The 12,892-nt window shown below is 71.5% G+C and carries 9 protein-coding genes; all 9 read right to left on the minus strand.

The window, feature by feature from the left end:
- Window positions 1-168: 168 nt before the first annotated feature.
- On the minus strand, window positions 169-1,416 hold the full coding sequence (ftsZ, locus tag DFR74_RS17585) for a cell division protein FtsZ (protein WP_067510813.1): 1,248 nt from the start codon (window positions 1,414-1,416) through the stop codon (window positions 169-171).
- Between the two features lie 368 nt (window positions 1,417-1,784).
- Window positions 1,785-2,516, minus strand: a complete 732-nt coding sequence (locus DFR74_RS17590) for a cell division protein FtsQ/DivIB (RefSeq protein WP_084537822.1) — start codon at window positions 2,514-2,516, stop codon at window positions 1,785-1,787.
- 34 nt (window positions 2,517-2,550) lie between these two features.
- Window positions 2,551-3,990, minus strand: coding sequence for a UDP-N-acetylmuramate--L-alanine ligase (murC, locus tag DFR74_RS17595; RefSeq protein WP_067510828.1), 1,440 nt, complete (start codon window positions 3,988-3,990; stop codon window positions 2,551-2,553).
- Between the two features lie 73 nt (window positions 3,991-4,063).
- Complete coding sequence (gene murG / locus DFR74_RS17600; RefSeq protein ID WP_067510814.1) at window positions 4,064-5,194, minus strand: undecaprenyldiphospho-muramoylpentapeptide beta-N-acetylglucosaminyltransferase; 1,131 nt, start codon at window positions 5,192-5,194, stop codon at window positions 4,064-4,066.
- 253 nt (window positions 5,195-5,447) lie between these two features.
- Window positions 5,448-6,938, minus strand: coding sequence for a putative lipid II flippase FtsW (ftsW, locus tag DFR74_RS17605; RefSeq protein WP_067510815.1), 1,491 nt, complete (start codon window positions 6,936-6,938; stop codon window positions 5,448-5,450).
- Window positions 6,935-8,398, minus strand: coding sequence for a UDP-N-acetylmuramoyl-L-alanine--D-glutamate ligase (gene murD, locus DFR74_RS17610; protein ID WP_067510816.1), 1,464 nt, complete (start codon window positions 8,396-8,398; stop codon window positions 6,935-6,937). Before murD ends, ftsW begins: the two co-directional genes overlap by 4 nt.
- Before the next feature lie 50 nt (window positions 8,399-8,448).
- Complete coding sequence (mraY, locus tag DFR74_RS17615) at window positions 8,449-9,522, minus strand: phospho-N-acetylmuramoyl-pentapeptide-transferase (protein WP_067510817.1); 1,074 nt, start codon at window positions 9,520-9,522, stop codon at window positions 8,449-8,451.
- A gap of 76 nt (window positions 9,523-9,598) precedes the next feature.
- The gene (locus DFR74_RS17620) at window positions 9,599-11,161 is read right to left on the minus strand and encodes a UDP-N-acetylmuramoyl-tripeptide--D-alanyl-D-alanine ligase (protein WP_067510818.1); all 1,563 of its coding nucleotides are present in this window, start codon (window positions 11,159-11,161) and stop codon (window positions 9,599-9,601) included.
- Complete coding sequence (locus DFR74_RS17625) at window positions 11,158-12,771, minus strand: UDP-N-acetylmuramoyl-L-alanyl-D-glutamate--2,6-diaminopimelate ligase (protein WP_113975163.1); 1,614 nt, start codon at window positions 12,769-12,771, stop codon at window positions 11,158-11,160. The genes DFR74_RS17620 and DFR74_RS17625 overlap by 4 nt, the downstream gene beginning before the upstream one ends.
- Between the last annotated feature and the right edge of the window lie 121 nt (window positions 12,772-12,892).

A 12,892-nucleotide genomic window follows, 5' to 3' on the forward strand; every position in this document is an offset into this window, starting at 1 on the left:
TTACTGAGCCCCCGGAATCGACCCGTGCCCGACATCACCGCAACCGAGGACACACCGCAGTCTCACCGCTTCGGCAAACACGAAAGTCCGGCCCGGTGCCCCCTCGCCGGAGGGGTACACGAGCCGGACCATAGAACACCTCTCCCGGAGCGCCGGGAGACAGCGCACTCAGCGCTTCATGAAGATGGGCACATCCACATCGTCATCGTCATCGCCACCGTTGTCGGGCGGCTGGATGTGGGACCGGTTGTTCTGAGCGACGGTCGGTTCGGCCATCCGCGCCCGCTCGGAATCGCGGTAGCTCGGCACCGCGCTGCGGGTGGTGCTGGTCTGCGAACTCGCACCGATATCGGCGCCGCGCGTGGACGGCGCATCGCCGGCGCGGCCGCTCTGCCCGATCTCACCCGCACGGCCCGCGCCGATCTGACCGCGCGTCGTACTGCGGTCGTACACCTGGTTTCTGGAAGGTCCGCCCCCGTCGAAGCCCGCCGCGATCACGGTGACGCGCACCTCGTCGCCGAGCGAGTCGTCGATGACGGTACCGAAGATGATGTTGGCCTCGATGTGCGCGGCCTCCTGCACCAGCGAGGCGGCCTCGTTGATCTCGAACAGACCCAGATCCGAGCCGCCCGCGATCGACAGCAGCACACCGTGCGCGCCGTCCATGGACGCCTCGAGCAGGGGCGAGTTGATCGCCGCCTCGGCCGCTTTCACCGACCGGCCCTCGCCGCGCGCCGAGCCGATGCCCATGAGCGCGCTGCCCGCGCCGGACATGACGCTCTTGACGTCGGCGAAGTCGACGTTGATCAGACCGGGAGTGGTGATCAGGTCGGTGATGCCCTGGACACCGTTGAGCAGCACCTCGTCGGCGGAGCGGAAGGCGTCCATCAGGCTCACCGCGGCGTCGCCGAGCTGGAGCAGCCGGTCGTTGGGGATGACGATGAGGGTGTCGCAGGACTCGCGCAGCAGGTTGATGCCGACCTCGGCCTGGTTGCCGCGGCGCTTGCCCTCGAACGAGAACGGCCGCGTCACCACACCGATGGTCAGCGCGCCGAGCTTGCGCGCGATGCTGGCCACGACGGGCGCGCCGCCGGTGCCGGTGCCGCCGCCCTCACCCGCGGTGACGAACACCATGTCGGCGCCCTTGAGCACCTCTTCGATCTCGTCCTTGTGATCCTCGGCGGCCTTGCGGCCGACCTCGGGATCGGCACCGGCGCCGAGACCGCGGGTGAGCTCACGGCCGACGTCGAGCTTGACGTCGGCATCGCTCATCAGCAGCGCCTGCGCGTCGGTGTTGACCGCGATGAACTCGACTCCCTTGAGTCCCTGTTCGATCATCCGGTTGACGGCATTCACGCCGCCGCCGCCGATACCGACGACCTTGATCACCGCAAGGTAGTTGTGCGGGGGCGTCATGGGCTCTCGCCTTCCTTCGATCTAAAGCCTGTCATGTGCGAATACTCGGCATGTCCGCCGCGGGCACCCTTTCGGATGCCGTGCCCGGGACCGTTTCTCTCACGATCCGCGATCCGGGCAAACCCTAAACCTCAACCATAGGGTTAGCGTAATGTCAAGTATCCGACTGGTGCGGAACGCTATTCGCAGCCGCGGCGATACGGGCGCAGGCGCGCCGAAACGAGTGACAGAATCTTGTGTGATCCCTCTCGTTCGACCCCGTGCCCACCGTAAAGCCGGTCGGTTGCCCCCCGGACCCGTTTCCGGCGGACACGACCGAATCGCCGGCCGCGGTCCCCCGAAATTTCCCCGGGCGCAATGGGTATTGATCACTTTACCGTGACCAGATTCGGACTCGAAACGTCGAACACCGTTCCCTCCCGCGTGAGCAGCGGCATCACCACGGCCGCCTTGCGTTCGGCATCGTTCGCACCACCCCACACTACCGTGCGCCCGTCTTTCAGGGTCAGCGAGATATCCGAAATCGACCGTGCGACAACCTCGCCCACCTGGATGTTCAGCGCGGGCGGCAGCGCGCTCACCACCTGCACGGCCGCGACGGTCACCGGATCGGCGCCGCCGGGATGATCGGTGATCAACTTCGGCACCCCCACCGGCGGGGGCTCGATCGCGAATTCCACGCTGTCCGAGTCGAGCAGGTGCGCGCCCTGCGGACTCTCGAAGAACAGCACCGCGATCCGCTCCTCGACGGTCACCCGGACCGTCGACGGATACACCCGTTGCACGCGCACGGAATGCACCTTCGGAATGGCCGCGATGCGCCGGGCGATCGCGTCGGTATCGATGCGCAGCATGGAACGGCCGTCGGGAATCTCGAGCCGCTCGCGCACTTGTTCCTCGGGCACCGCGGCGATCCCGGTGATCTGCACCTCGCGCACCGAGAGCACCGGGGTGAACCACGCGACGACGAGTGCGATCGTGAGCACGCACATCCCCAGCAATGCCCAGATCCGGACCCGGCGCAAACGTCCGGGCCCGTCGGGCGTGCGCCAGCGTTCGGCGTCGAACAGTTCGGCGGCCCACCGCGTCGCCCGGCTCATGTCCGCGCCTTCGCGACCGGCGGCACGGCGACCCTCACCGCCCGTACTGGGGCCGCGCCCGTAGCCCGTCGAGAATCTGGCTGCCGAGCATGGTGACATCGCCCGCGCCCATGGTGATCACCACGTCGCCGGGCAGCGCCAACCCCGCCACCTCACGGCCGACCCGCGACATATCGGGCTGGTAGTGCACCGGCACGGTGACCGACTGCGCCACCAGCGCGCCGTTCACGCCGGGCAGCGGTTTCTCCCTGGCGCCGAACACGTCGAGCACCATCACCTCGTCGGCCAAGCTCAGCGCCGCGCCGAACTCCTCGGCGAAGGTGGCGGTGCGGCTGTAGAGGTGGGGCTGGAAGACCACGATCACCCGGCCGCGTCGCGAGCGGGCGCCGTCGCGCGCCTCCTGGCGGACCAGTTCGGCCGCCGCGCCCAGGACCGCCCTGACCTCGGTGGGGTGGTGGGCGTAGTCGTCGAAGACGCGCACGCCGTGTTCGCGGCCGACGAACTGGAACCGGCGGTGCACGCCGCCGAAACCCTCCAGGCCCTGGATGATCTCGTCCACGTCAGCGCCCGCCGCCCGCGCCGCCAGCAGCGCGGCCAGCGCGTTGAGGGCCATGTGTTTGCCGGGGACCGAGAGGCGCAGGGTGCGCGGCGCGGGTTCGTCGTCGAGCTGGAACTGGGCCAGGCCGCCCACGTCGCGCGGCTCCCAGCTGTGCAGGCGCACACCGACCGGCACCGGCGCGTCGGCGAGTTCGCCGGAGCCGTAACCGAGCACGCGCACGTCCTTCTCCGCCAGGCGCGGCCCGACTCGCTCGGCCAGGGCGCGCGAACCCGGATCGTCCAGGCACACCACCAGCAGCCCGCCCTCGGCGAGCCGGTCGGCGAAATCGTCGAAGACCTGCACGTAGGCCTCGTCGGAGCCGAAGTAGTCCAGGTGATCGGACTCGATATTGGTGACGACCGCGACATCCGGGTCGTACTGGAGCAGCGACCCGTCGCTCTCGTCGGCCTCGGCCACGAAGATCTCACCGGTGCCGTGGTGGGCGTTGGTGCCCGCCTCGTTGAGTTCCCCGCCCACCGCGAACGACGGGTCGAACCCGCAGTGCTGCAACGCGACGATGAGCATCGAGGTGGTGGAGGTCTTGCCGTGGGTGCCCGAGACCAGCAGGGTGCGGTGCCCGCGCATGAGCGAGGCCAGCACGGCGGGGCGCAGCAGCACCGGGATGTCGCGCCGATTCGCCTCCATCAGTTCCGGATTCGTCTTCGGGATCGCGGCGTAGGTGGTGACGACGGCGGTCGGGCCGCCGGGCAGCAGGTCCAGGGCGCTCGCGTCGTGGCCGATGCGCACCTGCGCGCCGCGCGCCCGCAGCGCGAGCACGCCGCGGCTCTCCTTGGCGTCGGACCCGGACACCGCGCCGCCCCGCGACAGCAGGATGCGCGCGATGCCGCTCATTCCGGCGCCACCGATGCCGACCATGTGCACGCGTTCCAGCGCGGGCGGCAGGCCGGAGCGCTCCTGGTCCTCCGGCGCGCCCGCGGCGCTCGTCCGGTCAGCGGGCACGCGCCACCTCCAGCGCGATGCGCGCCACCGCGTCGGCGGCGTCGCGATGCCCGGCGCCCGCGGCGGCGCGGCCGGTCTCGGTCAGGCGTGCTTGGTCCATGAGCAGCGGTATCACCTCGTCGATCACGTACTTCGGTGTGAGTTCCGAATCGGGGACAATTCTGCCACCGCCCGCGGCCACCACGGGGCGCGCGTTGAACTCCTGCTCACCGTTGCCGTGCGGCAGCGGGACGTAGAAGGCGGGCAGCCCGACCGCCGACACCTCCGCGACGGTCATCGCGCCCGACCGGCACACCACGGCGTCGGCGGCGGCGTAGGCCAGATCCATCCGGGACAGATACGGCACCGCGACATACTTTGCGGCGCCCCCGGATTCGGTCACGTCCAGGGTGTTCTTCGGGCCGTGGGCGTGCAGGACCGAGATCCCGGCGGCGGCCAGCTGCGGCGCGGCCCCCGACACGGCCTCGTTCAGGCTGCGCGCGCCCTGTGATCCGCCGAACACCAGCAGGACCGGTCCCTCGGCGGGCAGGCCGAAGTGGGCCCGCGCCTCGGCGCGCAACGCGGCGCGGTCCAGCGAGGTGATGGCCTCGCGCACCGGGATGCCGATCACCCCGGCGCGCGGCAATCCCGAATCCGGCACGGCCGCGAGCACCCGGGCGGCGCGGCGGGCGCCCACCTTGTTCGCGATGCCCGCCTTGGCATTGGCCTCGTGCACGACCACCGGCACGGCGCGCCTGCGCCGCAGCACTCCCCCGCCCGCGGCGAGGTAGGCGGGCAGGGCGACGTAGCCGCCGAACCCGATGATCACGTCGGCGTGCACCGCGTCGATCACCGCCCGCGTGCGCGCCACCGACGCGCGCACCCGCGCGGGCAGGCGCAGCAGATCGGCGGTGGGTTTGCGCGGCAGCGGCACCGGCGGAATCAGTTCCAGCGGATAGCCGCGCTCGGGAACGAGTTTCGTCTCCAGGCCGCGCTCGGTGCCCAGCGCCGTCACCGTGACCGACGGGTCGAGGCGGCGCAGCGCGTCGGCGACGGCCAGCGCGGGTTCGATATGGCCTGCCGTGCCGCCGCCCGCGACGATCACCGACAATCCCCGCGCACCAGGTTGTTCCACCGTCACCGTCCGCTACCTCCTGCGTGCCCCATGCTCGCGCCGTGCGCTCCCGGGGCGATCCCTGGCCCCGTCACTGCGCCGTCGCTCGCGCAGTGTTGGATCAGCGGCACTCCCGGGGCCTTGCGTGGCCACACTGCGCTACCTCCTCCAGGCCCGTCGCTCGCGCAGTGTTGGATCAGCGGCACTCCCGGGGCCTTGCGTGGCCACACTGCGCTACCTCCTCCAGGCCCGTCGCTCGCGCCGCGGTAGCACGGTGCTTTCACCTCGATCTTCCCCGTTCTCCAGCGTGTGGCATCGGATAGGTGGGCTCCCAGGCCCGGGTGGCGCGGGCCGAACTGGTCCCGCGGCTCTCGGACGATCGCCGTCGCGGCGGTGCATCGGAGCGCCCGCGGGGCGGCAGCGCCTGGCGCGACCGCTCGGGGGGTTTGCCCTTGCTCGCGGCGCGGGCGCGCTGGGCGGCGGCCTTGGCGACCGAACGCGCCCGCGCCGCCTCGGCTTTCGCGGGCGAATACGCCTCGGGCTTGGGCAGGCGCAGCAACCGGCTGAACCGCCCGTCCTGCCCGTTCTCCAACGCCGACACCGCCTCGGGCTCGTGCCGGGCGGCGTTGGCGATGATGCCGAACATGAACAGCGTGATCGCCAGCGACGACCCGCCCGCCGACACCAGCGGCAACTGCAGACCGGTGACGGGCAGCAGCCCCACCACGTAGCCCACGTTGATCAGCGCCTGCGCGGTGATCCAGGTGGTGGCGGTGGCGGTGAGCAGCCGCAGGAACGGGTCGGCCGAGCGGGCCGCGATGCGCAACCCCGTGTAGACGAACAGCGCGAACAGGCCGAGCACGAGGGCGCAGCCGAGGAAGCCGAGTTCCTCGCCGATGATGGCGAAGATGAAGTCGTTGTGCGAGTTGGGCAGATAGCTCCACTTGGCGCGGCTCTGGCCCAGGCCGCGCCCCCAGATCCCGCCGTCGGCCAGCGAGAACATCGCCTGCCTGGCCTGATATCCGATGCCCTGCGGATCCTCGCCCGGATTGAAGAATGCGCGCATGCGGTTGGAGCGATACCCGGCCGAGAGCGCCAGCACCGCGGCGGCCACCGCGCCCGACACCACGATCGCGACGAACAAGCGCATCGGCAGCCCGCCGAACCACAGCAGCGCCGCCAGCACGATGCCCAGCGCGATGGTGGTCGACAGGTTCGGTTCCAGCACCACCAGCAGGCACACGAGCATGCCCGCGGGCACCAGCGGCACCAGGATGTCCTTGAGCGGGGCCTGCTCGGAACGGCGCGAGGCCAGCAGGTGCGCGCCCCACACCACCAGCGTCACCTTGACGATCTCCGAGGGCTGCACCGAGATGGCGCCCAGGTCGATCCAGCGCCGGGAACCCTGCACCTCGGTGCCGATGCCGGGAATCAGCACCAGCACCAGCGCCACCACCGACAGTGCGAACATCGGGAACGACCACTGCCGCAGCCTGCGCATCGGGATGCGCAGCGCGATGTAGAACAGCACCGCGCCGATCGCGGCGAACATCGCCTGCTGCACGAACAGCGAATACGCCGAGCCCCCTTCGGCATACGCCTCGACGCTCGACGCGGACAGCACCATCACCAGGCCCAGCACCGTCAGCAGGATCGCGATGGTGACGATCAGATGGAACGACGCGAGCGGACGCGCCAGCCACGCCAGGAACTTGGTCGCCGCGGGCGCCTGCGCGCCCCGCGTCCGCCGCCGCGTCGTCGTCTCGGTCATGGTTGCCGCCCGATGTCCCCGTCTTCCAGCGCGTGCACGGCGTCGGCGAAACTGCGTCCGCGGTGGGTGTAATCGGCGAACATGTCCAGCGACGCCGCGGCGGGCGCCAGCAGCACGGTGTCGCCCGAGCGGGCGAATCCGGCGGCGATGCGAACGGCCTGCGCCATGACGGCGTCGGCCTTGTCGGTTCTCGACGGGTCGTCGGCCATATCGGCATCGTCCCCCGCGTCCACCTCGACCACGGGGACCTCGGGCGCGTGTCGCGCCAACGCGGCCGCGATCACCGGCGCGTCGGCCCCGATCAGCACGGCGGCGACGAGCCGGTCGGCGACCTCCTCGATGAGGTCCTCCACGCCCGCGCCCTTGAGCTGACCACCCGCGAGCCAGATGACGTGCGGGTGCGCCAGGATCGACGACCGCGCCGCGTGCGGGTTGGTGGCCTTGGAGTCGTCGACGAACTCCACACCGGCCAGATCGCGCACGAAGGCCGCCCGATGCGGGCCCACCTTGTGCTCCTGCAGGCCCTCCTTCACGAACTGGGGCGCGACGTCGATGGCCCTGGTCAACGCCGAAGCGGCCAGCGCGTCGGCGACGCCGGCCGGGCCCTGCGGGCTGATGTCGCCCACCTCGGCCAGGATCGCGGCCTTGGTGAAAGCGCGGTCGAGCAGTTTGCCGTCGACCACGCCGAGCTCACCGTCGGCGGGCACGCCGATGCGGAACCCGACCGTGCGGCGGGCCTTGGACTTACGCGCCAGCGAGGCCGCCACGGGATCGTCCAGCCCCACCACGCCGACCCGTCCGAACAGCGCGCGCGCCTTCGCGGCGGCGTAGGCGTCCAGGCCGCCGTGCCAGTCGAGGTGGTCCTCGGCGACGTTGAGCACCACGCCCGCCTCCGGTCGCACCGAAGGGGCCCAATGCAATTGGAACGACGAGAGTTCCACGGCCAGCACCTGCGGGCCGGGGCTGCGGCGCAGCGCGTCCAGGATGGGCAGGCCGATATTGCCGCACGCGACGCTGGGGATGCCCGCGGCGCGCAGGATCGAGTGCGTCATCTGGGTGGTGGTGGTCTTGCCGTTGGTGCCGGTCACCACCAGCCACTTGCGGACCGGTCCGTAGATCCTGGCCTGATCGACCCACCAGGCGAATTCGACGTCGCCCCACACGGGGATGCCCTCGGTCACCGCGGCAACCAGCACCGGTGAATCGGGACGCCAGCCGGGGCTGGTGATGACGAGCGCGAACCGGCCGAGCCCGCCGCTGGGCGAATCCGCCGCGGCCGATTCGAGTTCCACGTCGGTGGTGACCTCGAGGCCCAGTTCCGCGGCCTCGGCCAGCGCTTTGGCACCGGCGTCGGTGACCACCGGGTGCGCGCCGATATCGCGCAGCGGTTCGATGAGGGAACGCCCGGAGACGCCCCAGCCCGCGACGAGCACGTCGCGCCCGCGCAGGAATTCGAGCATGGGGCCGGGAGAGCGCAGAGCCCGTGGAGAATGTTCGACCATCGCTGGAATCACCCGACCGCGGAGAGGTATTCGCTGTAGAACACGCCGAGCCCGATCGCCGTGGCCATCGCGGCCAGCAGCCAGAACCGGATGATCACCGTCGTCTCCGCCCATTTGCTGAGCTCGAAGTGATGGTGGAACGGCGCCATCTTGAACAAACGGTTACGCGTGGTGCGGAACACCGCCACCTGCAGGATCACCGACAGCGCCTCGGCCACGAACAGCGCGCCGATCACGGCCATCAGCAGCTCGGTGCGGGTGGTGATGGAGATGCCGGCCAGCAGGCCGCCCAGGGCCAGCGAGCCGGTGTCGCCCATGAAGATCTTGGCCGGGGCCGCGTTCCACCACAGGAAGCCGATACAGGCGGCCGCGCCGGCGGCGCAGACCAGCGCCAGGTCCAGCGGGTCGCGCACGTTGTAGCAGCCGACCTCGGGCTTGGTCTCGCACGCGTGGTAGTACTGCCAGAACGTGATGATCACGTAGCCGCCCAGCGCCAGGCTCATCGAGCCGGCCGCCAGGCCGTCCAGTCCGTCGGTGAGGTTCACCGCGTTGGACCAGGCCACCACCAGGAAGCTCACCCACACCAGGAAGAAGACGCCGAACGAGATCGTGGTGATGTCGCGGACGATCGACAGGTATTCGCTGGCGGGCGTCAGGCCGGAGTCGCTGCGGAACTGCAACGCCAGCACACCGAATACCACGGCGGCGCTGAGCTGGCCGATGTACTTGCCCGCCGCGGTGAGACCGAGGTTGCGGCCCTTGCGGATCTTGATGAAGTCATCGATGAAGCCGACGCCGCCGAGCGCGGTGGCCAGGCCGAGCACCAGCAGACCCGAGGCCGACGGGCCGTCCGCGTCGTAGCCGATGCCGATCAGGTGCGAGCCGAGGTAGCCGGCCCACATGCCGATGAGGATGGCGACGCCACCCATGGTCGGGGTGCCGCGCTTGGCCTGGTGGCTGGCCGGGCCGTCGACCCGGATCTCCTGTCCGAAGCCCTGTTTGGCGAAGAACTTGATCAGCAGCGGCGTGAGCAGGATCGACACCGCCAACGCGATCGCCGCCGCGAAAAGAATTTGTCTCACAGCCGCGCCTCGCTAACGCTCGGCTCCGCCGTGCGCCAAAGCGCCGCTGTGTCCATGGTTCGCTCGCTGCGCTCCCTCACGACTGGGCCCCGCTATCGCTCGGCCCCGTCTCGCGTTCCCTCACCTGCACTGCCTCCGTGCTGCTTCCCCTGCGTCCCCGCGCGCGATCGGCGCCGGTCAAGTGGTCGGCGACGGCCCACAGGCCCACCGACTTCGATGCCTTGACCAGCACCACATCGCCCGCTTCGACCTCGTCGTCGAGCAGCGCGATGGCCGCGCCGATATCGGGCACGAGGACCGATTCCTCGCCCCATGAGCCTTCCATCACCGCTCCCTGGTGCATCGCCCGGGAGGGCCTTCCGGTGCCGACCACCACCAGGCGGTCCACATCCAGGCGCACGGCCAGCCTGCCGATGCCGTCGTGCTCGAGCACCGACTCCTCACCCAGTTCGGCCATCTCGCCGAGCACGGCCCAGCTGCGGCGCGGCGCGGCGCCCGCCTTGGCCATGGTGACCAGGGCCTTGAGCGCGGCGCGCACGGAGTCGGGGTTGGCGTTGTAGGAGTCGTTGACGACGGTGACGCCGTCGTCGGTGTCGCGCACGTCCATGCGGCGTTCCGAGGCGGCGCGCGCGCCCGCCAGCGCGGTGGCGACCGTATCCAGGTCGGCGCCGCAGGCCAGCGCGACGGCGGCGGCCGAGAGCGCGTTGCCCACCTGGTGCTCGCCGTGCACGGCGAGCGCGATCTCGACCGAGCCCGACGGGGCGTGCAGGGTGAACCGGGCGCGGGCGCCGTCGTCCAGGCGCACATCGGTGGCGCGCAGGTCGGCGTCGCCGGACCGGCCGACGGTCACCACCCGCGCGGACGTGCGGCTCGCCATCGCGGCCACCTGCCCGTCGTCGGCGTTGAGCACGGCCACACCCGTGGCGGGCAACGCCTCCACGAGTTCGCCCTTGGTCTGGGCGATGGCCTCGCGGCTGCCGAACTCGCCGAGATGCGCGGTGCCGACATTGAGCACCACGCCGATGCTGGGCGGCGCGACGCGCGCGAGCGCGGCAATATGGCCCGGTCCGCGCGCGGAGAGCTCGAGCACCAGGAAGCGGGTGTTCTCGTCGGCGCGCAGCGCGGTCCACGGGTGGCCCAGTTCGTTATTGAACGAGCCGGGCGGCGCCACCACGGGCCCCAGCGGCGCGAGCACGGCCGCCAGCAGATCCTTGGTGGAGGTCTTGCCCGACGAGCCGGTGACGCCCACGACGGTGAGACTGCCCGCCGCGGTGAGCTTTTCGACGCTGGCGCGGGCCAGTGCCGCGAGCGCGGTGAGCACCGCAGCCCCGGAGCCGTCCGAATCATGGCTCACCGCCATCGAATTCGCGGGCACCGCGCCGGGATTCGGCGTGACCACGATGGCCGGCACGCCGACCGGACGCGCGGCCAGCACCGCGACCGCACCGGCCGCCACGGCCGCGGGCGCGTAGTCGTGCCCGTCGGCCCGCCCGCCGGGCAGGGCCAGGAAGAGATCACCGGAACCGATTCGGCGCGAATCGAATTCGACCGAACCGGTCACCCGCACCTCCGGGTCGGGAACGTCGTGCAGCGTGCCGCCGACGACGTCCGCGATCTCCCGCAGTGTCATCTCGATCATGAAACCGTCAAGTCCTCCGCGTCCGACCCGTGCGGACTCCGCTCCCATCGCTGTCCCGACCGCCGCGCCAGCGCGCTCGCCAGCACCTCGCGATCGTCGAAAGGCAGCTTCACACCGTCGATCTCCTGACCGGTCTCGTGGCCCTTGCCCGCGACGAGCACCACGTCGCCGGGCCGGGCCCAGGCCACCGCCGCCTCGATGGCGGCGGCGCGGTCGCCGATCTCGCGCACCTCACCGCGTTCGCCGACGGGCACCTCGAGCGCGCCGTTGTGCAGGGCGGCGCGGATGGCGGCCGGATCCTCGGTGCGGGGGTTGTCGTCGGTGATGACGAGCAGGTCCGCGCCGCGCGCCCCCGCCGCGCCCATGAGCGCGCGCTTGCCCGCGTCGCGGTCGCCGCCCGCGCCCACCACCACGGCAAGGCGGCCGGGGGCGTCGGGGTTGTCGGCGGCCAGGTGCAGGCGCAGGGTCGCGATCACCGATTCGAGGGCGGCGGGCTTGTGCGCGTAGTCGACCACGGCCAGGAAGTCCTGCCCGGCCTCGACGCGCTGCATGCGGCCCGGCACGTCCACGGCGGCCAGCGCGGGCGCGGCCACGGCCGGATCGACCCCGGCGGCGGCGCACACTGCGACGGCGAGCAACCCGTTGGCCACGTTGTAGCGGCCCGGAAGGCGCAGGCGCACTTCGACATTCGCGCCCGGCCCGGCCGCGGTGAAGGACTGTTCGCCGCCGTGCGCGTCCACCGCGCCCGCGACGTGCCAGTCCCCCGCGCCGGTGGTGCTCACGGTGGTGGGCGCGGGCAGCGCGGCGGCCAGGCGGCGGCCCCACTCGTCGTCGACGACGATCACGGCGGTCCGCGCGGCGATCGGCGAGGTGGGTTCGAAGAGCCTGCGCTTGGCGCCGAAGTAGTCCTCGAAATCGCGGTGGAAGTCCAGGTGGTCCTGGGAGAGGTTGGTGAACGCGCCCACCGCGAAGCGCACGCCGTCGACGCGGCCCAGCGCGAGCGCGTGGCTGGACACCTCCATCACCACGGCGTCCACGCCCTGCTCCACCATCAGCGCGAACATGGCGTGCAGCTGCGGGGCCTCGGGCGTGGTGAGCGCGCTGGGCACGCGCCGCCCGCCGATCCTGGTCTCGATGGTGCCGATCAGCGCCGTGCGCAGGCCCGCGGCGGCCAGGCCTGCCTCCACCAGGTACGAGGTGGTGGTCTTGCCGGAGGTGCCGGTGATGCCGACGATGGTGAGCGTGCGCGACGGCTGGCCGTACAGCTCGGCGGACAGCTCCCCGAGCACCGCGCGCGGCTGCTCGCGCACCAGCACGGGCACGCCGAGCTCGCCCGCCAGGGCGGCGCCCTCGGCGTCGGTGAGCACGGCGACGGCGCCGCGTTCCACCGCCGTGCGGGCGAACCGCGCGCCGTGGGCGCGCGCGCCGGGCAGGGCGGCGAACAGGTCGCCGGGCAGGACGGCGTCGGAACGCTGTTCGATGCCGGTCACCGCGAGGTCGCCGGGGATCGGCGACGACGGGCGGGCGCCGGTCAGCGCCAGCACGGTGGTCAGCGGTGTCGACAGCGGGTCGACCGGCCGCAACACGGGCTGGCTGGACTGCGTGGGCACCTCGCTCCTCTCTCGTTCTCGGTTCTGTCGAGCATTGTGCGCGGGCACGATCGGTGGTGACGAGTCAGGTTACCGACGCGCGCGCACGGGCGGTCAACGTGCCTCGGTGTAACCGCCCACA

The sequence above is a fragment of the Nocardia puris genome, assembly GCF_003315035.1.
GTDB lineage: Bacteria > Actinomycetota > Actinomycetes > Mycobacteriales > Mycobacteriaceae > Nocardia > Nocardia puris.

Bases quoted from the DNA above. Each gene is read 5' to 3' on its own strand.
- ftsZ (WP_067510813.1), bottom strand. From the start codon at position 1,416: ATGACGCCCCCGCACAACTACCTTGCGGTGATCAAGGTCGTCGGTATC.
- DFR74_RS17590 (WP_084537822.1), bottom strand. From the start codon at position 2,516: ATGAGCCGGGCGACGCGGTGGGCCGCCGAACTGTTCGACGCCGAACGC.
- murC (WP_067510828.1), bottom strand. From the start codon at position 3,990: ATGGTCGGCATCGGTGGCGCCGGAATGAGCGGCATCGCGCGCATCCTG.
- ftsW (WP_067510815.1), bottom strand. From the start codon at position 6,938: ATGACCGAGACGACGACGCGGCGGCGGACGCGGGGCGCGCAGGCGCCC.
- murD (WP_067510816.1), bottom strand. From the start codon at position 8,398: ATGCTCGAATTCCTGCGCGGGCGCGACGTGCTCGTCGCGGGCTGGGGC.
- DFR74_RS17620 (WP_067510818.1), bottom strand. From the start codon at position 11,161: ATGATCGAGATGACACTGCGGGAGATCGCGGACGTCGTCGGCGGCACG.